This is a genomic window from Xanthomonas translucens pv. cerealis, from assembly GCF_006838285.1.
GTDB lineage: Bacteria > Pseudomonadota > Gammaproteobacteria > Xanthomonadales > Xanthomonadaceae > Xanthomonas_A > Xanthomonas_A cerealis.
Map to the genome: position 1 here is coordinate 4339933 of NZ_CP038228.1, position 26761 is coordinate 4366693.

The 26761-nt window shown below is 67.8% G+C and carries 20 protein-coding genes and 4 pseudogenes; 16 read left to right on the forward strand and 8 right to left on the reverse strand.

The window, feature by feature from the left end:
• Positions 1–54: 54 nt before the first annotated feature.
• On the forward strand, positions 55–1200 hold the full coding sequence (locus E4A48_RS19195; protein WP_142742982.1) for a PQQ-dependent sugar dehydrogenase: 1146 nt from the start codon (positions 55–57) through the stop codon (positions 1198–1200).
• Positions 1201–1564: 364 nt separating this feature from the next.
• Here E4A48_RS19195 and E4A48_RS19200 read toward each other — a convergent pair whose 3' ends face one another.
• On the reverse strand, positions 1565–1870 hold the full coding sequence (locus E4A48_RS19200; protein WP_039006232.1) for a hypothetical protein: 306 nt from the start codon (positions 1868–1870) through the stop codon (positions 1565–1567).
• 195 nt (positions 1871–2065) lie between these two features.
• On the opposite strand from E4A48_RS19200, the gene E4A48_RS21365 reads away from it, so the two are divergent.
• Positions 2066–2230, forward strand: a complete 165-nt coding sequence (locus E4A48_RS21365; RefSeq protein ID WP_230812851.1) for a hypothetical protein — start codon at positions 2066–2068, stop codon at positions 2228–2230.
• Positions 2227–2526 carry a hypothetical protein gene (locus E4A48_RS19205; protein ID WP_235426727.1) on the forward strand — a complete coding sequence of 100 codons (300 nt, stop codon included), beginning with the start codon at positions 2227–2229 and terminating at the stop codon, positions 2524–2526. Before E4A48_RS21365 ends, E4A48_RS19205 begins: the two co-directional genes overlap by 4 nt.
• A gap of 39 nt (positions 2527–2565) precedes the next feature.
• Here the strand turns inward: E4A48_RS19205 and E4A48_RS19210 are convergent, their stop codons facing one another.
• Entirely contained in the window at positions 2566–3063 is a 498-nt protein-coding gene (locus tag E4A48_RS19210) for a hypothetical protein (protein WP_142742983.1), read from the reverse strand.
• Positions 3064–3372: 309 nt separating this feature from the next.
• Here E4A48_RS19210 and E4A48_RS19215 point away from each other — a divergent pair, with 309 nt between their 5' ends.
• Positions 3373–5499 (forward strand): TonB-dependent siderophore receptor, encoded by a 2127-nt coding sequence (locus E4A48_RS19215; RefSeq protein ID WP_142742984.1) that lies wholly within the window; start codon positions 3373–3375, stop codon positions 5497–5499.
• 75 nt (positions 5500–5574) lie between these two features.
• Here E4A48_RS19215 and E4A48_RS19220 read toward each other — a convergent pair whose 3' ends face one another.
• The 4 genes and pseudogenes from E4A48_RS19220 to E4A48_RS19235 form a co-directional block, all read right to left on the reverse strand.
• Positions 5575–6867: an APC family permease gene (locus E4A48_RS19220; RefSeq protein ID WP_142742985.1), complete on the reverse strand. Its 1293-nt coding sequence runs from the start codon at positions 6865–6867 to the stop codon at positions 5575–5577.
• Positions 6864–7223, reverse strand: a pseudogene (locus tag E4A48_RS21665) (hypothetical protein); the annotation flags it as partial. The gene E4A48_RS19220 and the pseudogene E4A48_RS21665, both read right to left, overlap by 4 nt.
• 434 nt (positions 7224–7657) lie before the next feature.
• A pseudogene (locus tag E4A48_RS19230) lies at positions 7658–8760 on the reverse strand (dipeptide epimerase).
• The gene (locus E4A48_RS19235) at positions 8757–10151 is read right to left on the reverse strand and encodes a C40 family peptidase (protein ID WP_058196425.1); all 1395 of its coding nucleotides are present in this window, start codon (positions 10149–10151) and stop codon (positions 8757–8759) included. Before E4A48_RS19235 ends, E4A48_RS19230 begins: the two are co-directional and overlap by 4 nt.
• Before the next feature lie 389 nt (positions 10152–10540).
• Between E4A48_RS19235 and E4A48_RS19240 the strand changes: the two genes are divergently transcribed.
• The 12 genes and pseudogenes from E4A48_RS19240 (at position 10541) to hglS (ending at position 20537) form a co-directional block, all read left to right on the forward strand.
• Positions 10541–13333: a TonB-dependent receptor plug domain-containing protein gene (locus tag E4A48_RS19240; protein ID WP_142742986.1), complete on the forward strand. Its 2793-nt coding sequence runs from the start codon at positions 10541–10543 to the stop codon at positions 13331–13333.
• Positions 13334–13341: 8 nt separating this feature from the next.
• The gene (locus E4A48_RS19245) at positions 13342–13557 is read left to right on the forward strand and encodes a hypothetical protein (RefSeq protein ID WP_142742987.1); all 216 of its coding nucleotides are present in this window, start codon (positions 13342–13344) and stop codon (positions 13555–13557) included.
• 95 nt (positions 13558–13652) lie between these two features.
• A complete protein-coding gene (locus E4A48_RS19250) occupies positions 13653–14408 on the forward strand; it encodes an N-acetylmuramoyl-L-alanine amidase (RefSeq protein WP_039006228.1) in 756 nt (251 codons plus the stop codon).
• A gap of 167 nt (positions 14409–14575) precedes the next feature.
• A pseudogene (locus E4A48_RS21670) lies at positions 14576–14788 on the forward strand (M15 family metallopeptidase); the annotation flags it as partial.
• 51 nt (positions 14789–14839) lie between these two features.
• Positions 14840–15133, forward strand: a pseudogene (locus E4A48_RS21675) (M15 family metallopeptidase); the annotation flags it as partial.
• A gap of 29 nt (positions 15134–15162) precedes the next feature.
• A complete protein-coding gene (locus tag E4A48_RS19260; protein WP_039006227.1) occupies positions 15163–15360 on the forward strand; it encodes a CPXCG motif-containing cysteine-rich protein in 198 nt (65 codons plus the stop codon).
• A gap of 208 nt (positions 15361–15568) precedes the next feature.
• Positions 15569–15958 (forward strand): hypothetical protein, encoded by a 390-nt coding sequence (locus E4A48_RS19265; RefSeq protein ID WP_039006226.1) that lies wholly within the window; start codon positions 15569–15571, stop codon positions 15956–15958.
• 228 nt (positions 15959–16186) lie between these two features.
• Positions 16187–16543, forward strand: a complete 357-nt coding sequence (locus tag E4A48_RS19270) for an EF-hand domain-containing protein (protein WP_039006225.1) — start codon at positions 16187–16189, stop codon at positions 16541–16543.
• A 271-nt stretch (positions 16544–16814) separates the two neighbouring features.
• A complete protein-coding gene (locus tag E4A48_RS19275) occupies positions 16815–17189 on the forward strand; it encodes an EF-hand domain-containing protein (protein ID WP_230812621.1) in 375 nt (124 codons plus the stop codon).
• 21 nt (positions 17190–17210) lie between these two features.
• Positions 17211–17978, forward strand: coding sequence for an HAD family hydrolase (locus tag E4A48_RS19280; protein ID WP_039006223.1), 768 nt, complete (start codon positions 17211–17213; stop codon positions 17976–17978).
• Between the two features lie 209 nt (positions 17979–18187).
• A complete protein-coding gene (locus tag E4A48_RS19285) occupies positions 18188–18730 on the forward strand; it encodes a hypothetical protein (RefSeq protein WP_142742988.1) in 543 nt (180 codons plus the stop codon).
• Between the two features lie 442 nt (positions 18731–19172).
• Positions 19173–20537: a 2-oxoadipate dioxygenase/decarboxylase HglS gene (gene hglS / locus E4A48_RS19290; RefSeq protein ID WP_185910786.1), complete on the forward strand. Its 1365-nt coding sequence runs from the start codon at positions 19173–19175 to the stop codon at positions 20535–20537.
• Between the two features lie 210 nt (positions 20538–20747).
• Here hglS and E4A48_RS19295 read toward each other — a convergent pair whose 3' ends face one another.
• Positions 20748–22772 (reverse strand): type IV pilus assembly protein FimV, encoded by a 2025-nt coding sequence (locus E4A48_RS19295; RefSeq protein WP_260608004.1) that lies wholly within the window; start codon positions 22770–22772, stop codon positions 20748–20750.
• Positions 22773–23489: 717 nt separating this feature from the next.
• Positions 23490–26612: an efflux RND transporter permease subunit gene (locus tag E4A48_RS19300; RefSeq protein WP_142742990.1), complete on the reverse strand. Its 3123-nt coding sequence runs from the start codon at positions 26610–26612 to the stop codon at positions 23490–23492.
• Between the last annotated feature and the right edge of the window lie 149 nt (positions 26613–26761).

A 26761-nucleotide genomic window follows, 5' to 3' on the forward strand; every position in this document is an offset into this window, starting at 1 on the left:
GTCCACGCCGGGTTTGCTAGGTTCGCCCGCGACCCCATTTGATAGGTGCGCGTCATGCAACGTTCTCCCCAGGGTTTGGCCTGCGCGTTGTTGATGAGTCTGGCCGTGTCCGCCGCACACGCGGCGCCGGCCGCCAAGAGCGCCGAACGGCGGGGCGACTGGCCGTTCTCGGCGACGCCGTTCGCCACGTTCAACGAACCCTGGGCGATGAGCTTCCTGCCCGATGGCAGCGCGCTGATCAGCGAGAGAGGCGGCACGCTCAAGCGTTTCGACCCGGCCAGCGGCCGCACCGGCACGGTCAGCGGTGTGCCCGCGGTCGACTACGGCGGCCAGGGCGGGTTCGGCGACGTGCTGCCGCATCCGGGCTTTGCGCAGAACGGCTGGGTGTACCTGAGTTACGCCGAGGCCGGCAGCGGCGACACCCGCGGCGCCGTGGTGGCGCGCGCCAAGCTCACCCTGGACGGCAATGGCGGCGGTGCGCTGTCGCAGCTGCAGGTGATCTGGCGCCAGCAGCCCAAGGTGTCCGGCGACGGCCATTATGGCCATCGCCTGGCGTTCGGTCCCGACGGCAAGCTGTGGATCAGTTCCAGCGAGCGGCAGAAATTCGATCCGGCGCAGGACATGAACAGCAACCTGGGCAAGATCGTGCGCCTCAACGACGACGGCAGCTTGCCGGCCGACAACCCGTTCGCGCGCCGCGGCGGGGTCGCCGCGCAGGTGTGGTCGCTGGGTCATCGCAACGTGCTCGGCCTCGCCTTCGACGCCAACGGCCAGCTGTGGGAACACGAAATGGGCCCGGCCGGTGGCGACGAACTGAACCTGATCCAGCGCGGCGCCAACTACGGCTATCCGATCGTCTCCAACGGCGACCATTACGACGGCCGGCCGATCCCCGATCACAGCACGCGTCCGCAATTCGCCGCGCCGAAACTCAGCTGGACGCCGGTGATCTCGCCGGCCGGCTTCGTCATCTACAGCGGCAGCGCCTTTCCGCAATGGCGCGGCAACGGCTTCATCGGCGGTATGTCGTCGCAGTCGCTGGTACGGATCGAGTTCAACGGCGAGACCGCCCGCGAAGCGGCGCGCTACGACATGGGCAAGCGCATCCGCGAAGTGGAGCAGGGCCCGGACGGCGCGCTGTGGCTGCTGGAGGACGGCAGCAGCGGACGCTTGCTGAAGCTGCAGCCGGTGCAGAGCTGAGCCAACAGAACCGAGCCGACGGGTGGTGGGGTGCCGCGCCGCTGCGATCGGCGCGACGGCGTGTTGGCGGGAGGTGGTCGATCGGTGCGGGAAATGGTTTGCGTTGCGGCCGCTATCGGGCGGTCGGTTGTGCCGGTCGCGGCTGAAGCTCCTACAAGGTGGGCCGCGCGTTATCAGGCGGCCCGTATGGGAGCGGCTTCAGCTGCGAGCAAAAACCGTCCGCATGAGGCGCTTGCCGAAACGCCCGAACTCATCGTGAATCGCGAGCGAGCCCCCACCCGCGCTACATCGATGGCCGCGCAGCGATTCGGACAGGCCGACCGCCGCGACCGCAACGGCAGCCTTTCCAGCGGCGATCACCCAATCAATTCTGCCCGGCCCGCTCCCAGGCACGGCGCACCGCGTGGCGGGCCTTGCTCCAGCTCAAGGTCTGCGCTCCCTTGGTGTTGTCCCAATCGCGATGCAGCTCGGCCTCGACCTGTTCATAGGCCAGGTTGAAGTTGCGTATGCGTGCTTCGTGTCCTGCGTGGTAGGCCGGCTCGTAGTCCTCGAAACGTTCGCCGTCGCTGTAATAAGGCTCCTGGGCGAAACGCTCGCGCCAATAGTGCGACACCTGGCTGCGATCGTCGTCGTTGGGCGCGCGCCCGGGAATCTGATACGGAACGCTCATTGTCGTCTCCTGTGCGGATGTGGTCTTCGACCCTAGCGACGGTGCCGTTAATGCGCTTCCAGCATCGCGTGATCGAGGCATGAAGCGCGCGGGCAGCGGACGACTCCGGTCGCCGCGCCGGCGCGGGCGATGTGGCGGGCAGCGGATGAATTACGATCCGGCAACTCCACTTTTTTTTTCCTGCCGCAGGATTCCATGGCCGCCACCGGTATCGCCTTGCTCACCCCTTACCTGGCCACCGCCGGCATCGGCTGGCTGTACTACCGGGGCGCATCCGCCGCTATTTCGGCCGTCAGCCATGGCAGCCGCGGCGGACGCTGGCGCGGCTGCTGTTGCTGGCGCTGGCGGCGGCCTGGATGAGCTATCTGGCGGCGGTGTTGCCGCCGGTCCGTCTCGGCATGGCACTGGGGATGGCGGCCGGCGCAGCGCTGGGTAGCGTCGCCTTGCAGCACACCGACATCGAATTGCGCGACGGCAAGCGCTACTACACGCCCAATCCATGGATCGGCGCCGGACTCAGCGTACTGCTGATCTGGCGCCTGGCGTGGCGCTGGGCCAGCGGTGCGTTTTCCAGCGGCAGTACGCAGTCGCTGCACAGCGGTCGCTTGGTGCTGCGCATGCGCGCGTTGCTGCCGGCGCCGACGCCAATGTCCTGACTGGACGAACGCCGTTCGCCTGCAACGCGGGGGACGATGTCATTGCGCGGCAGCGGCGGATTCATAGGGCAGCGCGACCGTGCCGGCGTCGCGCAATGCAGGATCGGCCGCATCCAGCTGCGCCGCTTCGCCCTCGATCACCAGCAGGATGCGGCCGGCCTCGATTTCCTCTTCGAAGTTGCGCCGCACCGGATCCGGCACGGTGGCGCCGACCAGCGCCGAGGACCAGCTGCCGACCAGTGCGCCGGCGATCGCCATCACTCCGGCGCCGGCCAGGGTGATGCCCAGCGGCGGCACCGCGATTGCGGCCAGTCCGGCGAGCAGGCCGGCCGCGCCGCCGCCCAGCGCGCCGCGCGCGGCGGCGGGCAAGGTGTCGGTCTTGACGTCCTTGCGCTCGTCGGGGATCACGTCCAGTTCGATGTCGCTGCGTGCGATCAGCGACAGGGCGTCGTTGTCGATGCCGGCGCTGCGCGCCGCTTGCAGGGCGCGAGTGGCGGTGGCCAGATCGGGGGCGCTGTAGACACGGCGTCGTTTCATCGCGGACTCCATCGCTGAGGCTGGCACCCAGAGTCGAAGCGATGCGGTTACCCGCACGTGACAGCGGCGCAAGGCCGCGTGAAGGCGGGTGCCGGCGCGACAGCGACGCGGCGGGAGGGTAAGATCCGCTGCCGCAAGCGCGATGCAGCCATTGCGCCCTGCGTTCCTTTTCCCTCCAGCCGTCGCCAGAGGATTCCTGTCCTGCCTGGAGGCGTTGCCGTGCCCGTTGCTCCGTGTCGTATTGTCCACGCCGATCGCCATCGTCGTGATGCTGTCGCGTTCCCGCCCGTCGCCGGCTTGATGCGGGCGATGGTCTGCGTGTTGGGACTGTCCTCGTTCGCGCCTGCCGCTGGCGCGGCCGATGCGCCTGCCGCTGCCGCCCCGCCGCGCGATGCCGCGCCGACGCTGGAGACGGTGCAGGTCACCGCCAACCAGTTGGGGACCGTCACCGAAGGCAGCGGCGCGTACACGCCGGGCACGATCGCCACCGCGACCCGGCTGGTGCTGAGCCCGCGGCAGACCCCGCAGTCGATCAGCGTGATCACCCGCCAGGAGATGGACGACTTCGCCCTCAACGGCATCGACGACGTCATGCGGGTCACCCCCGGAGTGAGCATCGTCACTTACGACAGCGAGCGCACCGAGTACTACGCGCGCGGTTTCGCGGTGCAGAATTTCCAGTACGACGGGATCCCGATGCAGCGCGATTCGGCGTACTCGGCCGGCAATACGCTCAGCGACATGGCCATTTACGATCGCGTCGAGGTGCTCAAGGGCGCGACCGGCCTGCTGACCGGCATGGGCGATCCGGGCGCGACCATCAATCTGGTGCGCAAGAAGCCGACCCGCGAGCTGGCCGGCAGTGCGACCTTGGGCGCGGGATCGTGGGACAGCTATCGGGCCGAAGTGGATGTCGGCGGTCCGTTGACCGACAGCGGCCGGGTCCGCGCACGTGCGGTGGCCGCCTACCAGGACAGGCACGCCAACACCGACCACTACCAGCGTCGCAACAACGTGTTTTACGCCGTGCTGGAAGCCGATCTCAGCGACGATACCTTGCTCACCGTCGGCGCTGACGACCAGGACAGCGATCCGCAGGGCTCCAGCTGGGGCGGCATCCCGCTGCTGGACCGCAATGGCGATTTCAATAGCATGCCGCGCGCGTTCAACAACGGCGCGCGCTGGAGCCGCTGGCGCCAGTACAGCCGCACCGGTTTCGCCACGCTGGAACACCGCTTCGGCGACGATTGGCTCGCCAAGCTGCAGCTCAACCACCAGGTCAACGGCTACGACGCTGCGCTGGGCGCGGCGGCGGGCGGCACCCCCGACCCGGCGACCGGCGAAGGCGTGAGCCTGTGGCTGGGCCAGTACATCGGCAAGACCACCAGCAATGCCGCCGACCTGTATCTCAGCGGGCGCTTCCAGTGGTTCGGCCGCGAGCACGAGCTAGTGGTCGGCGCCAGCGCGGCGCGCAAGCACTGGATCAACGATGGCTACACGCCGCAGCCCGGTTATGCGGGCGCGGTGGCGGACTATCGACAGTGGAACGGGGACATCCCCGAGCCGGATTGGCAATGGCTCTACGGCGACGACCAGGTCACCCGCGAAAGCGGCGCCTACGTGGTCGGCCGTTTCAACCTGGCCGATCCGCTGAAGCTGATCCTCGGCAGCCGCATCGCCAACTACCGCAGCACCGATATCGACGAGAGTGGGGGGGTGGTGCCGTATGCCGGCGTGGTCTACGACCTGGACCGCCACTTCTCGGTGTACGCCAGCTACACCAGCATCTTCAAGCCGCAGAGCAACCAGGACGCGCAGGGCAAGGTGCTGGATCCGCAGCAGGGGCGCAGCTACGAGGCCGGTGTGAAAGGCGAGTTCTACGACGGCCGGCTCAATGCCAGTGCGGCGGTGTTCCAGCTCGATCAGGACAACTATCCCGACCCCACCGGTGAGCTGACCCCGTCCGGCGGCACCGCGTATCGCAGCTTGATGGGAGTGCGTACCAAGGGCTACGAACTGGAACTGTCCGGCCAGTTGCTGCCAGGGTGGCAGATGCAGACCGGCTACGCGCACAAGATCGCGCGCCAGCACGGCGACAAGGTCAGCACACTGGAGCCGGAAGACCAGTTCAGCGTGCACAGCAGCTATCGCCTCGCCGGGTCGCTGAGCGGCTGGACGTTCGGCGGCGGCGCACGCTGGCAGAGCAAGACCTTCGGCATGGTCCGGCATCCGTTGCTGGGCGAGGTCGAACACCGCACCGAGCCGTACTGGCTGCTGGATGCGATGGCGCGCTACCAGTTCGACGAACGGCTGTCGGCCACGCTCAACGTCAACAACCTGCTCGACAAGCGCTACTACACCATCTTCAACGTCTACAGCACCTACACCTGGGGCGAGCCGCGCAACGTGCGGCTGGCGGTGACGTACAGGTTCTGAGCGGTGCCGGCGTGGAGGCTCCGGATGGGGCCTATCGCCATGACGCCATTACCGCGCTACGCCGGCCGACGCAAGCTACGGCGCCTTGCGCGGGAAGCGGTAGAACAGCGCGCCGACCAGCAGCGCCACGCCGGCCGCGGCCAGGTTCTGCCAGCTGGCGCTGAGCAGCAGCGCCAACGCCAGCAGCAACGCGGCGAGCGGGATCAGCGGGCCGCCCGGCAGATGCAGCGCACCCTGCCGGTCGCGGTAGCGCCGGGCCAGCACCAGCACCGCCGCGGCCGTGCCGATGTAGGTGAACAGGCGGGTGACCATCGACAGCAGCGCCAGTTGCACGAACGAGCCGGACAGTGCCAGCGCCAGCGACAGCACACCTTGCAGCAGGATCGCCGCGGCCGGCGTACGGAAGCGCGGATGCACCCGTGCCAGGAACGCCGGACCGTAACCGTCCTGGGCCAGTGCGAACAGGAAGCGTGGCCCCAGCATCACCGTGTTGCTGGTGGTGCCGAGGATGGAGATGGTGGCGCCGACAGTGAGGATCAGCGCCAACGCCTCGCCGCCGAAGCCGCTGGCGGCATCGGCCAATGGTGTCGCCGACTGCGCCACGTTCGCCAGCGTACCCTGCGCGACGACCTGCACCGCGGCATAGATCAGGGTGACGGTGACGATCATGGTGATCAGCGCGAACGGCACGTCGCGGCGGGGATTGCGGTATTCGCCGGCGGCGGCGGGGATGTTCTCGAAGCCGGCGTAGGCGAACAGTAGCAACAGCGCCGCTTCGCCCATGTTGCCGAAGTCGCGCAGGTCCGGCGCTTTGCCGGAGAACGCCAACGACCAGTCCACGTAGAACACGCCGATGCTCACGAACAGCAGCAGCGGCACCAGCTTGCCGATCACCAGCGCCACGCCGGTGCGCGCGGCCGATTTCACCCCGATCACGTTGATCGCGGTGAGCAGGCCGAGCGAGCCAACCACGATCGCCAGGCGCGCGCCGCCGCCGGTCGCGGCCGGCCAGAAGCGCACCACCGCATCGGCCAGGCCGTTGCCGAGCGCGGCCGCGGAACTGATCCGGGTCAGCCAGATCATCCAGCCGATCTCGAAGCCGGCGAAGCGGCCGAACGCCTCGCGCGCATACAGGTAGCTGCCGCCGGGTTCGTCGAAATAGCTGGCGGCCTGCGCGTAGCACAGCACCAGCAATCCCACCGCCAGCCCGGCCAGCAGTATCGCCCACAGGCTCATCGGCCCGAGCAGCGCGGCGGCGGCGGCGGGCAGCAGATAAATGCCGCTGCCGATCACGTCGTTGATCGACAGGCCGACGATCTGCCAGCGGCTGACCGCGCGGACCAGGCTCGGTTCGGGTGCGGTGCTCATGGTGCCGGCTCCGTCGCGGGCAATGCCCACGCGCTGCGCAGGTGTTCGTCGTTCTTGCGCGTCTGCAGCACGAACAGCGGCGCGGCGTTCGGCCGCAGCCAGGTCTGCAGGCGCTGCATGTCGGCCGGCTCCATCGTGGTGCAGCCGGCGCGGGCCTCGCCTGCGGCACGCCACAGCTGGGCGAAGATGCAGCTGCCGGCGCCGTGTCGCGCCTGCGGGGTTTGGCCGATCAAGAAGTCTTCCGCGTAGCGGCGATCGCCGTCGTCATGCAGCTCCAGGCGCCTCGGTTCGGTGGAGCCGGCCACCGCGTCGGCGCCGACCCGGTCGGCGTCGACGATGCGGTTGTACAGCGGCGAAAGTGCCATGGCCTCCAGACAGCTGCGGCGGACGTTGCCGGTCTGTGTCAGGGAGGACAACCATGGGAATTTCGGCATGCGCATCTCCGGTTGCGATCGGGCATCGAGCGGGCGCTGGACCCGCTGCAGGTTCACCGCCAGCTGCCGCCTGCGGTCTGGGTGGGGTTGGTGCATGGGCACGACCGCGAAGTCGAGCGGATGCAGCAATGCTGAAAGGTACAACAGCGCGGGATCATGTACGTAGACCGTGTGTGTGAGCTCGCTAGGTGCGGTGGACTGGCGTGCCATTTGGGGTGTCGCGTTGGCGGATCTGTTGGCAGTGGACGACGTGGCGAACTCGGCCGCTTTGCGTGGTGACGGCAAGCGCGATCGCGATGGACGCTGTCGCACGCGTCGGCTGTGCGCATTGCTGCGCATGCGCCAACGCGCCCATATCACCCACGCGGCGGCGGCAGCTCCAGGCCGCGGACCTCGCGGATACCCAGGCCCGGTGCGTCGGTGATCGTGATCTGCGATTCGTTGAAGAGCACCCCGCCTTGCACCGGGTCGAACACGCCCAGCGACGGGCCGTCCAGGTCCACCTTGGTGATGATGTCGGCCTTGGCCGCCGCCAGGTGCACCGCTGCCGTCACGCTGATGCTCGACTCCAGCATGCAGCCGATCATGCACTCCACCCCATACAGCGCGGCGATGTCGGCGATGCGGATCGCATTGGACAGCCCGCCGGTCTTCATCAGCTTGATGTTGACGATGTCCGCGGCGCGGCGCTGGATCATGTCGAATACCTGCACGGGCGCGAACACGCTTTCGTCCGCCATCACCGGCGTGTTCACCCGCTCGGTCACGTACGTCAGGCCGTCGATGTCCCAGGCCTTGACCGGTTGCTCCAGCAGTTCCAGCTCCACCCCGGCCTCTTCCAGCGTGCGCATCGCGTACACCGCCTGCCTCGGGGTCCAGCCCTGGTTGGCGTCCAGGCGCAGCGAAGCGCGGCCTGCGACCGTGGCGTGGATCGCCTTGACACGTTCGATGTCCACGTCGAGGCCTTGCCGACCTTGATCTTCAGCGCCGCGAAGCCACGCGCGAGCGCCGACAGCGCATCGGCCACCATCTTGTCGATGGCGTCCACGCTGATGGTGATGTCGGTGCTGATGGCCGGCGTGCCGCCGCCGAGCATCCGGTACAACGGCGCGCCGTACAGCTGCGCCCACAGGTCGTAGGCCGCGATTTCCACCGCGGCCTTGGCGCTGCTGTTGTGCTGCAGCGCGCCCTGGATCAGCCCGGTCAGCCGATTGAGGTCGGCCACGTCTGCGCCGAGCAGGCGCGGCTTGATGAAGCGCTCGATCGCTTCGACGATCGAGCCATGGGTGTCGCCGGTGATCGGTGCGGTCGCCGGCGCTTCGCCGTAGCCGATGTGGCCGCTGTCGGTGTGCACCAGCACGACCACGTCCTCGATCGTTTCCACGGTGCGCAATGCGGTCTTGAACGGGGTCTTCAGCGGCACGCGCAGCATGCCCAGCTGGATGTCGGCGATCTTCATTCGGCGGCGATCGGGCGGACCCGTTGGATGCGGGTGATGCGGTCGATGAAGGGTGTGCCGTCGCTCAGCAGCATCGGTTCCAGCGGGGTCACCGAGACGCCGTTGAGGTGCACGCGCTGCAACTGCGCGGAGGCGTCGCGGTAGCCGGCGTCGGCCACGTCGTGGATCACCCAGGTGTCGCCGCGGTCGTGGCCGATCACCATCATCACGTGGCCGGGGATGTACACCAAGTCGCCTGCCTGCAGATGCGACAACAGCTGTCGCCGTTGCGCCAGCGGCGCGGTAGCGACATACGGCACGCTGGCGAGGCTGGAGCTGCGCGCCTGGTTGTCGGTATTGCGCGGCAACACGATGCCCAGGCTGCGATAGACGTCTGCGACGAAGCCGCTGCAGTCGCGCGCAGCGTAGTCGTTGCCCCAGCCGTAACGCTCGCCGAGGAATTTGAACGCTTGCTGCAGCAAGGTGCGTTGCGTGGCCGGCAGCGCTGCGGTGGCGACGTCGGCGCTGCGCGGCACCAGTGCGGGGGCGAGCCGCAGCCGGCCCTCGGCATCGCGCAACGGCAGTTGCACCACATAGGCGGCCAGCGGCGACTGGCCGTTGACCGCTCGTTGCGGCGGCCAGTCCTGCAGCAGCGGCAGGCTGCTGCCCATGTCCAGCGACAGCTGTGACGCCGTCGGCACTTCCGGGGTGAACGCGGTCAATGCGTGCGCGCCGGTGACCAGCAGGCGCGGCGTGCGTTGCGCGTAGCCGAGCACGGCGTCGCGCTCGCCTTCGGCCAGGCGCTCGCGTTCGATCCATGCCGCGTAGTTCGGCGCCAGCACGAACAGCCACTGGCCGTCGCCACTGGCGTGCAGGATCGCCACCGCGGTGCCGGGATACAGCGCCGATTCCTGGAAGCGGTCGATGTCGCAGTCGTCCGGGTTGCTGAAAGCGCGTTGCCGGGTCGGGAAGGTGCGCAGGTCGGCGCGATGCACCACCAGCGCGTAGCGCGGCGTCACCTGCGCGGGAATCGTGTCCAGGGCGAGCGAGGAGTGCAGGGCGGTCAGCTGCGCGGCGTCGAGCCTAGCGCCGCGCGTGTCGTAGAGCGTGCGTGCCGGCGGCGCCGACAGCGCCAGCACCTGCGCGCGCACCTGCTCGGCGCTGTAGCGCTCGGGCAACGCCTGCAGGTCGTGCATCGCCGCATCGTGGCGCAGCAGGTGCGCATTGAAGACCTGCACCTGCGCCGCATTGAGCAGCGGTTGCGGCGCAGCGGGCAGGCGCGCGATCCAGTAATCGGCCTGCAGTTGGCTGGCTTGCAGCTGGAACGGCACCTCGCCGGCGACGCTGGCCGCAGCGATGGGCACACTCAGCGCTGCGGCCAGTAGCAGGCACAGGCCACGCATCGTGTTCATCGGACCCCGGGGCGGTTGTAGAGAGCACCGGACCGCTGCGCGCCGGTCCCGGAATACTGTTTTCCCTGCTCGGGCTTGTCAAGAAGCCTCGATTGACATGCCGTTTCGCGCCGTGCTAAATCCGAAACGCAGGTGTGTGTAACCGATGTCGGCAAGCAGTGGTTCGGCGAGCGGCGCGGCGATGGCCGGGGCGGGATGGGCGCATGTCGCAGGGGGGCGCTGTTCGGCACGCGCATCTGGGAAAAGACGCGATGACAGAGAAGGGCGCCGCGCTGCGGCCGCGCGTCACGCTGCCCGCGTGGATGCCCAGGAATGGCGGCCGGCTGCTGGCCTGCGTCGACTCTGCGCGCCGTCGTCAATGTCCGTCGTCGATTGCAAGAGAGAGCCGCGTGCCCAGCCCAGTTCAGCGTTCCCGTTTCCCCTTCCGACCGTCTCGGCTCGCGCTTGCGCTGCTGGCCGGGTTCGCATTGCCGTCGCTCGCAGCAGCGCAGGACGCGTCCATCGCCACGCGCGACCTGGACAAGCTCACCGTCACCGGTTCGCGCATCGCGCGCTCGCAGCTGGAAGGGCCGGCGCCGGTGACCGTCATCACCGCGCAGGACATCCAGAAGCAGGGCTTCAGCACGGTGTGGGAATCGCTCGGCACGCTGACCCAGTTCAGCGGCAGCGCCTTCAACGAAAGCGACCAGACCGGCAGTTCGCCCAACGGCCAGTACCTCAACCTGCGCGGCCTGGGACCCGGCTACCAGTTGATCCTGCTCAACGGCAAGCGCATGGCGGACTATCCGCAGTCCTACAACGCCAACGGCACGGCGGTCAGCCTGGGCAGCATTCCCGCAGCGGCGGTGGAGCGCATCGAGGTGATGAGCGGCGGCGCTTCGGCGATCTATGGTTCCGACGCGGTGGCCGGCGTGGTCAACATCATCACCAAGCGCAATTTCAGCGGCGACACGTTGCGCCTGCGCGGCGGTACCAGCACGCGCGGCGGCGGCGACAGCGGCCAGCTGCAATGGAGCGGCGGGCGTACCGGCGATCGTTGGAGCCTGACCTACGCGTTCGAACGGCTGAACCGCGAAGCGATCGTCGCCAGCCAGCGCGACTTCATGGATTCGTATGACGACCATCCGGCCAACAAGGCCGATCCGTCCAGTCCCAACGCGTCGATTTCCGGCGTCTATCTGCGTCGTGGCAACACCTATTTGTGGCCGAGCGGCGGCACGCTGTCCACGTCGGCCGGTGCGCTGGACGCTGCCTGTGCGGGCACCAACCCGGCCTTCAGGCCGTACAAGACCGCCGACAGCCTGGCCGCGGCCAACCGCTGCGGCGCGTTCGACTACTACGCCGGCCGCTCGCTGCAGAACGGCTACGGCAAGACCTCGGCCTACCTGTCCGGCAGTTTCGATTTCAGCGACGCCGTCACCGGCTATGCGCAGCTGCTGGCCAACCGTTCCAAGGACGAAAGCTCCAGCCAGACCCACTACTACATCGGCGAAGGCGCGTTCACCGTCTACGATCCGGACCTGGGTCTGGTCACCGCGCAGCGCATCTTCCTGCCCTCGGAAGTGGGCGGAATCAAGCACATCGAGTACGACGAGAAATCCTGGAACCTCAACGCCGGCATGCGCGGCAAGCTGTTCGACGGTCGCTTCGACTGGGACGCGAGCGTGTCGATGTCGCGATACAACATCACCACGCGGCGCCCGCGTTTCCTCACCAACGCGGTGCGCGACTACTACATGGGGCCGCTGCTCGGCTACCGGCCCGATGGCGCCGAGATCCGCACGTTCTACGCCGACAGGCTGTTCGCGCCGGGCAGCGCGGGGCTGTACGACCAGCTCACCACCGAGGTGGTGAGCCGCGGCGAATCCAGCGCCGACCAGGCCCAGTTCGTGTTCAGCGGCGAACTGTTCGGGCTGCCGGCCGGCATGGTGCAGGTCGCCACCGTGCTGGAGGCGGCGCGGCAAAAATACGACCTGGCGCCGGATCCGCGCACCACCGCGGACTACACCGGCAGCGAGCGCATCTACAACCTGACCCAGACCCCGGGCGGCGGCCCGCGCGAGCGCTACGCCGCCGGCCTTGAACTGCGCGTGCCGATCTTCAACCGGCTCAGCGCGACGCTGGCCGCGCGTTACGACAAGTACGACGACATCACCGCGGTCGACGCCGCCGCCACCTGGCAGGCTGGATTGGAGTGGCGGCCGTTCGATAGCCTGCTGCTGCGCGGCAGCCACGCCACCAGTTTCCGTGCGCCGGACCTGCTGTGGATCTATGCCGGCACCAGCGCCAACAATCCCACCGTCACCGACGAATACCTGTGCCGCCGCGACGGCGTGGATCCGCTGTCGGCCGCGTGTTCGAGCGCACACGAATACCAGACCTTCTCCACCCAGTCGTCCAATCCGCTGCTGAAGGAGGAGAAGGGCAAGTCGACCACGCTGGGATTCGTGTGGGACGTGCTGCCGACCCTGTCGCTGAGCGCGGACTATTACCGTATCGAACTGCAAGGCCGGGTCGAGTCGATCTCCAGCGAAACCTTGCTGGAGAACAACGCCAACTGCCTGCTCGGCCGCGACCGCGCCGGCAATGCGGTCGATACCGCATCGACGGCCTGTCAGTTCTACATCCAGTCGGTAACCCGCAGCCCCGGTACCGACCTCACCGCCGAAGGCCAGATCACCGCGTTCGAGACCTTCCCGATCAACCAGTCGTTGATGCGTACCGACGGCGTGGACGCCAACCTGCGCTATAGCCTCGATCTTGGCGGCTTGGGCACGTTCGGCCTGCAGGCCGGCTACACCCGTGTGCTGAAGATGGAGGTGGCGCAGTTCGCCGGGGCCAAGCCGGTGGACGCGATGAACGACGTCGATTACCTGGCGTTCCGCACCCGCACCAACTGGCGTGCGAACTGGAGCGTCGGCGACTGGTCGACCAGCCTGTACGGCTACCGCTACGGCTCGCGTCCCAACTACGCCGAGCGCGCACGCGTGGCGCCGTACGTGATCTGGAACGCGGACATCGCCAAGCGGATCACCGACAAGGCCACGCTCGGCATCAGCGTGCTCAACGTGTTCGACAAGATCCATCCGCGCGACGACACCTACACCGCCTGGCCGTACTTCCCGCGCGTGTACAGTGCGATCGGGCGGCAGCTGTACGCCAACTTCACCTACCATTTTTGAGGGTACGCATGATCCTGGTGCGCGATCTGCTGATTGCGCATGTCGATCCGGATGCGGATTTCGGCTGCGAATGTGCCGATCCGGACTTCGTGCGGGTAGCGCCCTGTGCCGCTCTTTTTTTTGGGGGGGAGGACTTCAGTCCCGAGGCGTTCGCGCTAAGGCCTGCCTGGACGGAAATGGAAGTCGCTCCCGCAACAACCATCTCGTTGACCGAGTTTCTATAATAGTGCTTGCTGTTGCTTGCGCGTGCCGCTCACTGTCAGATGCCCCGGAATCTTCTCCCATGACCCGACGCTCTTCCCGCCCCCCACCGCCGCGCATGCGTTGGCTGGTTCCGCTGGCGCTGGTCGCCTTTCTCGGCGCCTGCGCGCACGCGCCGCAGCGCAACCCGTTGGCCGAATGGGTGCCGTCGCCGAACCAGGATCTGCGCCGGCCGATCCTGATCGTGATCCACTTCACCGAACAGGACTCGGTGCAGCGCAGCCTGGACACGCTGCGTTCGCACAACAGCAACGGCAAGGTCAGCGCGCACTACCTGATCGGCCGCGACGGCAAGCGCTACCAGTTGGTCAGCGACGAGCGCCGCGCCTGGCATGGCGGCGCCGGGCGCTGGGGCACGATCACCGACATCAATTCCGCATCGATCGGCATCGAGCTGGACAACGACGGCAAGACCCCATTCGCAGCGGCGCAGATCGACAGTCTGCTGCTGTTGCTGGAGGACCTGTGCGCGCGGCTGCGCATTCCGCGCACGCAAGTGGTCGGGCACGAGGACTTCGCACCCACGCGCAAGGTCGATCCGGGTCCGCTGTTCCCGTGGAAGCGTCTCGCAGACGCCGGTTTCGGCCGCTGGCCGGCCGCGGACACGCCGCCGGCACCGCCCGGCTTCGACCCGTGGCAGGCGCTGGCGCTGATCGGCTATCCGATCGACGACACCGCGGCTACGCTGCGCGCCTTCCACCATCACTACCGTGGCAGCGACGCCACCGCCCTCGATGCCGAGGACCTACGCATCCTCTACGCATTGACCCAGCCGGCGCTGGCGCGGCCGCAGCCGAGTGCGGCGCCGGACTAGGACGTGCCGTAGCGCTGTCGGGCCCGCCCGGCACTGCGCGGACGCGGCCGACGCCTGTCCCGCAGCGCCGCCGGCCCGGCGCGCGGCATGCACTGGATCCGAACGCGTTCTTGCTAGCATGAGAAAGTACTACTCAGGGCGAGGGGGACGTCGCGGCAACCGCGTCTGCACAAGCCGGTCTGGTGGACGTGCACGCTGTCGTGCCGGATATCGCGCTGTACATCCGCGATGCCGGCCACGGCAAAACTTCACTGGCGGCCAGGTGCCTGGCTACGACGTGCCGAAGTGCTATCTGTTGGCGCCGGTCGCGCAGTCGCTGGCGCGGGTGCAGCATGCGTTGCGCGCCAAGGGCTATGGCCTGCAGGTGTTCGACTGCTAGCGGCCGCAGCACCTTTGGGCCTGAGCGGATGACCTGGGCGGACCCGCTCGCCAAGGCGCGTGACTACCCGCATCTGGACAAGCGCTTGCTGCTCGGCGACGACATCGCCGAGACCTCCGGCCACAGCCGCGGCGCCACCGTAGACTTGGGCGCCGGCTTCGACTTCTTCGCCCCGTTGGCTTACACCGACGCTGCAGAGATCGACGCGGCCCAACGCGCAAACCGCCAGCGCCTGCTGCGCGCGCTGGCAACGCAGGGTTTCGCCAACGATCCGCTGGAATGGTGGCACTTCACCTTCCGGCCCGAGCCCTGCCCGTACACCGCCTACGACGTGCCGGTGCGCTAGGCTTTCGTCTCGTTTCACAGGCCAAGCTCATGTCCGGCATGCAATGCTTCATCGACCTGCAGTGCCCGTATTGCGGCGAATGGATCGACCTGGCGCTGGACCCGTCGGTCGAGGCGCAGCAGTACGTGGAGGATTGCCAGGTCTGTTGCCGGCCGATGCTGGTGAGCGTGCGCTGGGACGAAGACGGCGCGCCGGTGGTGAGCGCCAGCGCCGAGAACGATGCTTAGCGCGTTTGCGCAGCCGGGCTGGCGGCTGCGAAACGTTTGCGGGGCAGAGGTCGCGCGGCTGCGGGCCATCCGTCGCCACAGGCGCTCCCGATAGAGCCTGCCGCGACCATGCACCCACGCGCTGCCGGGATTGCACTGCAGGGGGACGCACACGCGGCCAGCCGCACCCCCTAGACTGGCGCTCTGCTCGACCACAGGAAGCACCGCCATGAACCTGCCGCTGCACTTCGGCCTGCTGGGCTCGCTCGAAGCCGGGCTGATCGCGCTTGCGCTCGGGTTCCTGATTTATGCGCTGTGGCGCCGCTTGTGCCGCTGGCTGCAGTGGTCGGAGGGCCATGCGCTGGGGTGGTCGTGCCTGATCGCGGTGGCCGTGTCCGCCGGGATCGACTGCTGGAACCTGTTCTACACCGGCATCGTGCGCCTGGAGTCGCCGTTGTACGCGCGCTTGGCGCTGGCCAACATCCACGATCCGAACGAATTGGGTTCGCGGGTCGTGCTGGAAGTGTCAGGCGCGCTCGCCGGTGTGGCGCTGGCGTGGGTCGCGTTCAGTTCGCGTTCAAGCGAAAAATCCGCCGACGGCGAGCGCGAGATCGGCTGAAACACACGCTTTTTTTCCAATTTCCGAACACCTCGAACGAAGGCCTTACCGCAGGCTCACCGGGCCCTAACCAAGGTGGTAGCGCGTATGTGCCACGCGGTGGTTAACGAAGCGTTGCGCGGGGATTTTTGCAGGGGAATGGGTTCAGCCTGGTACCGGCAGGGTGTGGTCATGCACCGGATTTGACCGGGCATGCCACACCCGAGAGAGCATAAGGAGACCACCCACATGAACATTCGCAACCGCACCCCGCTGATCGGTACCGCCGCCATTCTTGCTGCTGCGCTGGCCCTGCCAGCCTTCGCCCAGGACGCGCAGAGCGATGCCGCGACGCAGGCGCAGTCGCCCACCAGCGCGACCGGCCAGCCTGCGCAGTCGAGCGCTTCGGGCGGCGGCCAGACCTGGGCGGATGTCGACACCGATAGCGATGGCGCCATCAGCACGCAGGAGGCGCAGGTCAACGCAGGCCTCAGCCAGATCTTCGCGCAGGCCGATGCCGATCACAACGGCAAGCTGACCCCGGACGAATACAAGGCCTACGTGGCCAAGCAGCAGGGCGGCGCGGCCGGCAGCAACGGCCAGTAACGCAGAAGAAGCTAGCGGATCGCGACGGCCGGCGGGCGCGTAGACCAGCGTGTGCCGGCTTCCGCGCGGGGACTGCCGCAAAGCAGTCCCGCGCGCACTGCATTTCGATATGTGCGTAAGCAGGAGCAGCCTGGTGCTGCCCTTCTGTCGTGCGCGCTTCAGGAACACGTGGTGAGCACGGCCGCCGCCGACCGTGACGGTGTAGGGTGACGCTCCGCCGATCGCTGAGGTTGCCATGGCCCTTTCCCGCCGCTCGCCACGCCTGTGCCTGGTGCCGCTGCTGACCGGTCTGGTTGCGTCCGGCCCGGCCGCCGCGCAGCAGGACCCGGCACCCATGTTGCCGCAGCCGGTGCCGATGCCTGCGCCTACCCCGGCGCCGCCGGCGCTGCCGCCTTTGCCTGCACCGCCCGCGTCGTCCTTGCCGGTGCCGGCCGCGCCTGCCAGTGACGCTGGCGCCGCTGCGGGCGCGCGCAGCTTTGCCGCGCTGGACCTGGACCGTGACGGCCGCATCGGCCGCGTCGAAGCCGCGGCGGACCCGGTCCTGCGCGAAACCTTCGACACCTTCGACGCCGATGCCGACGGTGCGCTGTCGCGCGAGGAGTATGCGCACTACCAACCCGGCCTCGGCGACCCTGCGGCGCAATAATCGTGCTGCTATGCTTGCGCGATGCCGACGCCCACCGATCTGCGCTCCTCCGCCATCGCTCTGGTCGGTTTCGACGGCGACGATACCTTGTGGAAGAGCGAGGACTACTACCGCGACGCCGAAGCCGCGTTCGAGGCCATCCTCGGCCAGTACCTGGACCTGCGCGATGCCGGCACGCTGCAGCATCTGCTGGCGGTGGAGCGGCGCAACCTGAAGGTATTCGGTTACGGCGTCAAAGGCATGACCCTGTCGATGATCGAGGCGGCGATCGAGCTGACCGAGGCGCGCATTGCCGCACGCGACCTGCAGCGCATCGTCGAGATCGGCCGCGCCACGCTGCAGCATCCGGTGGAGGTGATCGCCGGCGTGCGCGAGGCGGTGGCGGCGATCGCCGCCGAGTTCGAGGTGGTGCTGATCACCAAGGGCGACCTGTTCCACCAGGAGGCGAAGATCGCGCAGTCCGGGCTGGGCGCGCTGTTCCCACGCATCGAGATCGTGTCGGAGAAGGATCCACAGACCTATGCCAAGGTGCTTGCCGAATTCGGCGTCGGCGCCGAGCGTTTCGTGATGATCGGCAATTCGCTGCGTTCGGACGTGGAGCCGGTGATCGCGCTCGGCGGCTGGGGCATCTACACGCCGTATGCCACCACCTGGGCGCACGAGGCCGAGCATGGCCTGTCCGCCGACGAGCCGCGCCTGCGCGAGGTGGCCACGGCCGCGGACTGGCCGCAGGCGGTGGCCGAGCTGAACCGACATGCGGCCAGCCAGGGCCCTGCGCTTTCCGCGTAAGACGGGAGGAGGAACCGGCGCCTGTCCAGGCACCCGGCGTTGCCCGCAGTGGCGCACGCTGCGGGCCTGGGCTAGCAGCGGCATTGCGCCATGCGTCGGCCAGCGCGTGCTTCGAGGCGTTGAACAGACCCAGGGGCGATCGAGGGAAGCATCAAGCACCGCCGCCGGCAACGCCTGACAGCGCTGCCGGCATCCGGCAGAATCGTGACATGTCGCCCCGCCTGCGCTCCGCCTGTCTGATCCTGCCGCTGGCGCTGTGCCTGGCGGGCGCAGCAGTGGCGCAGGATGCGCCCGCAGCTGGCGCGTCTACAGAGGCTGTCTTGGCACCCGGCAGCGGCGATGCCTGGGTCGACCGCCAGCTGCTGGACATCGACCGCTACGCCGCGCGCTACCCGGACAGCTTCCTGGATGAGGTGGCGCGCTACGCGCAACTGCCGCGTGGCTATGCCGAGGCGCTGCTGCGCGAGCGCCGCTGGCCGCCGCGCGACATCTACTTCGCCTGCTTCCTGGCAAAGGCGGCTGGGCTGCCGTACCGCGAGGTAGTGCGTGCGCGGGCCAGCGCCGGCCCGGCCGTCAGCTGGGCGGAGGTGGCGAACGCGCTGCAGGTCGAGCCGGGCTCGCTGCCGTACCGCGCGCTGCGCCACGCCATCGTCGCCAGCTACGACCACTGGGATCGCCCGATCGTGCTGGACGCGCTATTGCGCCGCCAGCTCGGTGATCGTGCGCAACGCGACCAGGCGGCTGCGCAGTAGGCACGGCCGACGGCGTGCAGCGAGCGGTCGGCAGGCCGTGGTTGATGAGAAGCCTCCGTTTGCAAGCCCCCGTGGCGCCCAGTCAAGCCAGTGACGTTCTTGTGGGACTTCATCGCGATGAGCGCAGGAGCGCGCCTACCGGCTTCCGATGCTGTCGAGGCCGACGCTTGGCCTCGGTGCGGGTACGGCGAGATCGATGCGTCGCGACTGAAGTCGCTCCCACAGGGGGGGGCTTGCGGCTAGCCCCGCAGGCGGTCGCAGCCGAGCGGCAAGTGCCGTTTTTGCTCCGATGCCGCCTCCGGCTCAGCATTCGGCCAGGATCTTCCGCGCCCGCTGCACTCGCGTTCTCGTGGTGGCGATCGATGTGCACGACTGGCCGCGTCCTCGCCGCGGCGCGAGAATAGGCGTTCTGCCGGACCTGATGCCCGGCGCTCCGGACCTCCTGATGACCACTGCCTTCGTTTCGCCCGATGCCATCCGCAGTCTGTTCGCGCAAGCCATGTCTGACATGTACCGCACCGAGGTGCCGTTGTACGGCAGGCTGATGGCGCTGGTGGCGCAGGTCAATGCGGCGACCCTGGCCGCCGATCCGGCGCTGGACGCGCAACTGCAGCGCAACGGCGAGCGCGCGCGGCTGGACCACGAACGGCATGGCGCGATCCGCGTCGGCAGCGCCGAGGAACTGGCCACGCTGCGCCGCCTGTTCGCGGTGATGGGTATGCATCCGGTCGGCTACTACGACCTGTCGGTGGCCGGTGTGCCAGTGCATTCCACTGCGTTCCGCCCGCTCGACGCGGCGGCGCTGGCGCGCAATCCGTTCCGCGTGTTCACCTCGCTGCTGCGGCTGGAATTGATCGAGGATCCGGCGCTGCGCGCGCAGGCCGCGCAGATCCTCGCGCAGCGGCGCATCTTCACCGAGGGCGCGCTAGCGCTGATCGGGCGCAGCGAGCGCGACGGCGGTTTGGGCGAGGCCGACGCGCAGCGTTTCGTCGCCGAGGCGCTGGAAACCTTCCGCTGGCACGGCGACGCGACGGTGACGCTGCCGACCTATCGCGCGTTGAGCGATGCGCACAAACTGATCGCCGACGTGGTCAGTTTCCACGGCCCGCACATCAACCACCTCACCCCGCGCACGTTGGACATCGATGCGGCGCAGGCGCAGATGCTGCAGCGGGGCATCGACGCCAAGGCGGTGATCGAAGGCCCGCCGCCGCGACGCTGCCCGATCCTGCTGCGCCAGACCAGCTTCAAGGCGCTGGAGGAAACGGTGCGCTTCCCGGCCGGTGCCGGCGCCGCCGAGGCCGGCACCCACACCGCGCGCTTCGGCGAGATCGAGCAGCGCGGGCTGGCCCTGACCCCGAAGGGCCGCGCCTTGTACGACGCCTTGCTGGAGCGCGCGCGCGCCGCCGACGGCAGCGCCGGCGGCGACTATGCCGCGCGCCTGCAGGCCGCGTTCGCCGATTTTCCCGACGACTACGCCACGCTGCGCCGCGAAGGCCTTGGCTATTTCCGCTATGCGCTGACCGATGCCGGCCGCGCGGCGGGTGCCGCGGCGCTGGCCGGCAAGCCTGCCGAGGCCTTGCTCGCCGACGGCCTGGCCAGCGCCGACCCGATCGTCTACGAGGATTTCCTGCCGGTCAGCGCGGCGGGCATCTTCCAGTCCAACCTCGGCGGCGGCGAACAGCGTGCCTATGCCGCGCACGCCAACCGCGCCGCGTTCGAACAGGCGCTGGGTGCGGCGGTGCACGACGAATTCGCGATCTATGCCGACATCGAGCGCGCCTCGCTGCAAGCGTTGCAGAACTGAGCGCGCGGCAAGCCGCTCTCCCCCAGAGAGAGAGGTTGGTGGGAGGATAGAGGCGCAAAGCGCCTCGCCGATTTGGGTGTGTGACGCTGCGCCCTTACCCTTGATTCTTACCCGGCGCTGCGGCTTGCGAAAATGGGCCATTGGCCTGGAGCAATGCAATGCGCGCCCGTTCCGACACGTGCGGCGGGACGCGCGCTGGTTAGGCGCGCGTCACCGATGGCTGCTCCGATGGCCTCTATGGCCGATGCGGCGACTGCCAGGCGCGGCAGCGTCGCCAGGGCCTGCCTGCAACAGCGTCCCAAGTACGTCCGAGCCGATCGTGGCGCGGTGCACCTTCGCCTCGGTATTGCCAAGCGCTCGCATCAGCGTCTCCCAGCGCTTGCCCAGGTTTTTCTCCCTCGCGGTCTTGAGATGGACCGCTGCGAACGTCTTGTAGTTGAGGGACGCCAGCGCGTTCGCGGCTACCGGCGTGGCCGTGTGCAGATGCACGAACCATGGCGCCGGGCGCTGGCCATCGGAGAGCGGTTTGTGATCGATGCGCACTTCGAACAGGGTGCCGCGATCTCCGCTGTCTGCGTCAGACGGCAGCTGCATCGGGGCAGCCACCAGGGCGATCTCGTTCATCGCCAACAACCGCGCCAGATGGACCGAGCGTGGCTGCGTATCGCACTTCAGCGCATCGACTTCGCGTGTCCGCACGCGCTGCTCGATCAGCTCCACAAGTTGCAGCCGCTCGCTGAGCGGGCCGATCCGCGGGTCATCCGCAGGCAGTCTGGCTTTTGCCTGACGCAGTTGCTCGCTGGCGCCGAACCAGCCTTGCACCGACGCCCTCACGAAATCGAAGGCGTTGGCTGCATCTTGATCGGATTGATCGGCGTTGCGCATCATCCTCTCGACGTTGCCGGTGTCTTTGCCGAGCCTTTTCGCGATCTGGATGAAGTCCGCGCCCAGCGCGTTGACCATCGCCGGTTCCAGGGCAACGCTTTTCAGCAGCGTATCCGCTTGCATTTGCGCGAGCGTGCGCGTGTCGCTGGGGGCGGCCGGGGATGCAGGCACGGCGCTGGGTGCCCCGGTCGCGCGCTTGCCGCGCGACTTGCGCGACTTGCGCGACGGTCCTGGCGCGCTTGGCGCGGGCTGTTCCTCCAGCGCTGTCGCTGGCTCCGGCACGGCCGGGCGCCCACCACCCCTGGCAGAGCGGCAAAGATCCAGCAAGCACTGCCGGTACTCGGTGAGCGCCTGCGCCAGGTCGAGCATGGTGCGCCAGGTGCCTTCGTCCTTGCCTTCCTCGATGAAAGCGGCGACATCCAGGCACAGTTTCGATCCGATCCGGCCATGGTGTTCTGCATAGTCCTCCATGACGGCCATATGCTTTGCCAGCACCTGCGGGGTTACCTGAGCGCCTATTAGCAGGGGAATGGAATGGTTCAAGATCGCATGGTTCAGCACCTGGGCGGCCTCGGGTACCGCCTCGCCCAGGTAGTGATTGGCCTCGCGCAGCTCGTTCATGCGGGGCTTTAGCGTGTGCATGCCGCTGGTTTCGGCGCTTTCCACCTGGCCTTCCAGCTTAAGAGTGTAGATCTCGGCGAGCATGCTGCGGATCGCCTGCATCGACTCATAGCAAGATCCAAGGTGAGTCTTGAAGATCTGCAGTATGTATTCGATCTTGTCGCGGGTTTTCTTCAGGGTTCCCGGCGCCTTCACATAGTTCACGAACTCTTCCATCGTCACCCGGTACTTGTCGATTTTCTGCAGATACCCCCGCCACTCCTCGGGCTGTTGGCGCGCGATGGCTTCCTTCGGAATCAACCGCACGTCGGGCGCGTACCGATTCAGCAAAGCCGTTGGTGCGTTCAGATCGCGCGTCCATTTTTCTTTCAGCAGTTCGTCGCACGTTGTACAGCCGACTGTTGCCGCCCTTCCGAAAAGGGTCAATAGCTCCAATTCCAATTTCCATGAATTTTCTTTTAGCAGGCAGTCGCGCGCATTCAAGTAGGCAAATGCGTCCAGGCCCTGTCGGGCCGTCTGTATGGCATCATCGATAAACCTCAGCCTGTCGATAGGTGCGAGTTTTTTCTCAAAATCCGTATCCTGCGCAGGGTCCAAGATTTTTTTCTGAAAATAAGATGCTTTCCCTATCGATTTGTGCAAATCTTTCGTTTTCTGCGCTATCTCATCGGATAACGCATTGCTAAGTTCCAACTGCTGCATCGCCGACACGAGATCGGTGCCGGGCATGGACCGCGGCGTCCCTCGCGATGACCCTGCCGCGCTGGCGGCCGAGCGCGAACGCGATGACCTGGCAGGTCTGCGCGGATTGGCCGTAAGCCCCTCCAATGGCGCAGGCTGCGCGGCCGGCGCCGCCACGGACGGATGTGCGGCCATCGCCGGATCCGATGCAATGGCAGTGGGGTGTGGTTGATCTGCAGGTTCTGTAGAGCCGGATCTGGGGATTCTTGCAGGTCGCATATCACTCTCTCCGTGTTCGGTCTTGCACTGCCGCGCTTGGCGCCGTGCAGCCGAAAATGCATGGCTGCCGCTGCGTGATCGCTGGGAAACCGGTGGCATGGCGCGCGTTCGGGTGCAGGCAGATACGCGCCGCGTGGGATGAAGGAGTGCAAGGCGTCAATGCGCCGCCGCATTCTCGCTTGATCGCCGTCGCTTGGCCGCCACCGTTTTCCACCGCCCGCCACGCGCATGAACGGCCAGTAGACCAGCACGGTGTTCCATGTCGCGGGACAGGAGCGAACCGACGCTGCTGGATCCGAAGTGATGAAGGACTGCATGCTTCCTCCGGCGGCGTGCACGTGAAAGATGAATGGGGTTCGGTGCACGGCGACCGGCGCCGGCGCGGCGTGGATTACCTGCTCGTCACGCCGTGGGACTGTGGCCATCTGCGCCTGTGCGCCGCCGCCGCCAGATCAGGCCGGCAGCGGCGTGGATCACCCGCGCCGCTCAGCGGGTTGCCGGTGTGACCGGCGCCGCCCGTCGCTTCGCCGGCGAGCGGCGCCGCGCCTTCCAGCGCTCGCGCAGGCAGGAGAAGATCACGTACAGCGCCGGGGTACTGAGCAGGGTCAGGCTCTGCGAGATCAGCAGGCCGCCGATCATCGCGATGCCCAACGGGCGGCGCAGTTCCGAACCTTCGCCCAGGCCCACCGCCAGCGGCACCGCGGCCAGGATCGCCACCATCGTGGTCATCATGATCGGGCGGAAGCGCACCACGCAGGCCTCGCGCACTGCCTCCAGCGGCGACTTGCCGTGCTCGCGCTCGGCGACCAGGGCGAAGTCGATCATCATGATCGCGTTCTTCTTGACGATGCCGATCAGCAGCACCAGCGCGATCATCGAGATCGCCGACAGTTCGGTGTCGGTGATCCACAGCGCCAGCAGTGCGCCCATGCCCGCGGCCGGCAGCGTGGACAGGATCGTCACCGGATGCACCAGGCTCTCGTACAGCATGCCGAGCACGATGTAGACCACCACGATCGCCGCCAGCACCAGGATCAGCATCGAGTTGGGCTGCAGCTGCACGTTGAAGCCGCCGCCGTCGGCGATGCGGATGTCGCCGGGCATGCGCAGGTTGGCTACGGTGACGGCGATGATCGCGTCGCCTTCGCCGGTGCTCACGCCCGGTGCCAGGTTGTAGCTCAGGTCCATCGTCGTGTACTGGTTCTGATGGGTGATCTGCGGCGGCGCCAGGCCCGGCACCTGGTGCGCCACCGCGGTGAGCGGCACCATCGCGCCGCTGCGCGTGGGCACGTAGATCCGGTCCAGCGCCGCCGGCGTGGCGGTTTGCTCGGGCAATGCGTTGACCACCACGCTGTACTGGTTGAGATCCGAATAGATCGTGGAGATCTGGCGCTGGCCGAACGCGCCGTACAGTGCGCCGTCGATCGCGCCGATCGACACGCCCAGGCGCGCGGCCTGGGCGCGGTCGATGACGATGTTCTGGCGCAGGCCAGCGCTGTCCACGTCGGTGCCGACGTCGCGCAGCTTCGGGTTCCGCTTCAGCGCTTCCTGCAGCTTGGGCAGCCACTGCTGCAGCTGGGCGTTGTCGTTGCCCTGTAGCGAGACGCGGTACTGCGCGCCCTGGCTGGTGCCGCCGCCGCCGTCGCTGGGCAGGTCCTGGATCGCGCGCAGGCGCAATTGCAGATCGGGGTAGCGGTCGGCCTTGGCGCTGAGCCGCGCCAGCACCTGCGCGGTGGTCTCGGTGCGGCCCTCGTCGTGGCGCTTGAGTTCGATGTTGAAGCGGGCGCTGGAGCCCTGGCGGCTGCTGCCCAGGCGCGCGCCGACGATTTTCACCGCCGGATCGGACATCAGCATGTCGGTGATGCGGCGTTGGCGGTTGACCATGTCGGCGAAAGACACGGTGGCGCTGGAACTGGCGCGGCCCGCGATCAGGCCGGTGTCCTGCGCCGGGAACGAACCCTTCTTCACCGCCCCGGCCAGGAACACGGTGGCGGCGATCAGCAGCAGCGGGGTCAGCGCCAGCAGCAGCGCGTGGCGCAGCGAGAAATCCAGCGCCACGCTGTACACGCGCAGCATGCCGGCGTGCACGCGCTCCAGCCAGGCGCCGAAACGGCCCGGCCGCTCCGGTTCGGTGTGCGCGGACAGGAAGCGGCTGCACAGCGCCGGGGTCAGGGTCAGCGAAACCACCGCCGAGACGCAGATCGCCGCGACCAGGGTCACGGTGAACTCGCGGAAGAACGCGCCGATCATGCCGCTGGCGAACAGGATCGGGATGAACACCGCCACCAGCGAGGCGGTGATCGAGACGATGGTGAAGCCGATTTCGCGCGCGCCGGCCAGCGCCGCGTCCAGCCGCGACATGCCTTCGTCGAGGTGACGCATGATGTTTTCGATCACCACGATCGCATCGTCGACGACGAAGCCGATCGCGATCACCAGCGCCAGCAGGCTCAGGTTGTTCAGGGTGAAGCCCATCACGTACATCGCCAGTGCCGCGCCGGCCAGCGACAGCGGCACGGTGGCCGCGGCGATCAGGGTCGGCGCCAGCCGGCGCAGGAACAGCGCCATGGTCAGCACCACCATCGCCAGACTGATCAGCAGCGTGACCTGGACCTCGTTCAACGAGGCGCGGATGGTCGGCGTGCGGTCGAAGTAGGCGGACATTTTGGTGCCCGGCTGCAGGTAGCCGCGCAGCATCGGGATCTGCGCCTTGACCCGGTCCACCGTCTCCACGATGTTGGCGCCGGCGCGGGTGAACACATACATCATCACCGCCGGCTTGCCGCCGAACCAGGCCGCCTGGTAGGCGTCCTGCTGGCCGTCGTAGACGTTGGCCACGTCGCGCAGGCGCACGGTGCGGCCGGTCTGCTGCGAGATCACCACCTGGCCGAAGTCGGCGGCCTTGGCCACCGAATCGTTGGCCACGATCGCGGTGGTGGAGGCGCCGTCGCTGAGGAAGCCGGTGGGCGAGGTCACGTTGGCCGCGCGCACGGCGTTGCGCAGGTCGTCCGGGGTCAGTCCCATTGCGTTGAGCGCGCGCAGATTCACGTCCACCCGCACCGCCGGGGTGGAAGCGCCGCCGATGTCGACCGAGGCCACGCCGCTGATCTGGCGCAACCGCTGCGCCAGCAGCGCGTCGGCGACGTTGTACAGCTCGTCGGCCGACTGCGTCTCGGAGGTCAGCGCGATGGCGATGACCGGGTCGTCGTTGGGATTGGCCTTCTGGTAGCGCGGCGTGGACAGGCCCGAGGGCAGATCCGCCTGCGCGGAATTGATCGCGGTCTGTACGTCCTGCGCGGCCGAATCGATGTTGCGGTCGCTCTGGAACATCATGAACACCTGGCTGTTCCCCTCCGAACTGGAGGAGCGCATGGTGTCGATGCCGGGGATCTGGCCCAGATGCCGTTCCAGCGGCGCGGTGACCGTGGACGCCATCGTCGATGCATCCGCGCCGGCCTGGCTGGCCTGCACGAAGATCACCGGGATCGAGATGTTTGGCAGCGCCGCCACGCCCAGGCGCAGGTAGCACATCATGCCGATCACGAACAGGCCGATGGCCAGCAGCGTGGTGCCGATCGGGCGGCGGATGAAGGGGCTGGAGATGTTCATTGTCTCGGGACCAGGGACCGGGGACCAGAGACCCGAAGTGTCGGGACCAGGGACCGGGGACCGGGGACCGGGGAAAGCGCGATATCGCGATTCGGGGCTTTACCGACTTCCGTTCTTCGGGTCCCCGGTCCCCGGTCCCTGGTCCCGAT

Bases quoted from the DNA above. Each gene is read 5' to 3' on its own strand.
- E4A48_RS19265 (WP_039006226.1), top strand. From the start codon at position 15,569: ATGAACCTGCCGCTGCACTTCGGCCTGCTGGGCTCGCTCGAAGCCGGG.
- E4A48_RS19215 (WP_142742984.1), top strand. From the start codon at position 3,373: ATGGTCTGCGTGTTGGGACTGTCCTCGTTCGCGCCTGCCGCTGGCGCG.
- E4A48_RS19205 (WP_235426727.1), top strand. From the start codon at position 2,227: ATGAGCTATCTGGCGGCGGTGTTGCCGCCGGTCCGTCTCGGCATGGCA.
- E4A48_RS19260 (WP_039006227.1), top strand. From the start codon at position 15,163: ATGTCCGGCATGCAATGCTTCATCGACCTGCAGTGCCCGTATTGCGGC.
- E4A48_RS19300 (WP_142742990.1), bottom strand. From the start codon at position 26,612: ATGAACATCTCCAGCCCCTTCATCCGCCGCCCGATCGGCACCACGCTG.
- E4A48_RS19195 (WP_142742982.1), top strand. From the start codon at position 55: ATGCAACGTTCTCCCCAGGGTTTGGCCTGCGCGTTGTTGATGAGTCTG.
- E4A48_RS19200 (WP_039006232.1), bottom strand. From the start codon at position 1,870: ATGAGCGTTCCGTATCAGATTCCCGGGCGCGCGCCCAACGACGACGAT.
- E4A48_RS21365 (WP_230812851.1), top strand. From the start codon at position 2,066: ATGGCCGCCACCGGTATCGCCTTGCTCACCCCTTACCTGGCCACCGCC.
- E4A48_RS19220 (WP_142742985.1), bottom strand. From the start codon at position 6,867: ATGAGCACCGCACCCGAACCGAGCCTGGTCCGCGCGGTCAGCCGCTGG.
- E4A48_RS19250 (WP_039006228.1), top strand. From the start codon at position 13,653: ATGCGTTGGCTGGTTCCGCTGGCGCTGGTCGCCTTTCTCGGCGCCTGC.
- E4A48_RS19245 (WP_142742987.1), top strand. From the start codon at position 13,342: ATGATCCTGGTGCGCGATCTGCTGATTGCGCATGTCGATCCGGATGCG.
- E4A48_RS19295 (WP_260608004.1), bottom strand. From the start codon at position 22,772: ATGCCCGGCACCGATCTCGTGTCGGCGATGCAGCAGTTGGAACTTAGC.
- E4A48_RS19280 (WP_039006223.1), top strand. From the start codon at position 17,211: ATGCCGACGCCCACCGATCTGCGCTCCTCCGCCATCGCTCTGGTCGGT.
- E4A48_RS19270 (WP_039006225.1), top strand. From the start codon at position 16,187: ATGAACATTCGCAACCGCACCCCGCTGATCGGTACCGCCGCCATTCTT.
- E4A48_RS19210 (WP_142742983.1), bottom strand. From the start codon at position 3,063: ATGAAACGACGCCGTGTCTACAGCGCCCCCGATCTGGCCACCGCCACT.
- E4A48_RS19235 (WP_058196425.1), bottom strand. From the start codon at position 10,151: ATGAACACGATGCGTGGCCTGTGCCTGCTACTGGCCGCAGCGCTGAGT.
- E4A48_RS19285 (WP_142742988.1), top strand. From the start codon at position 18,188: ATGTCGCCCCGCCTGCGCTCCGCCTGTCTGATCCTGCCGCTGGCGCTG.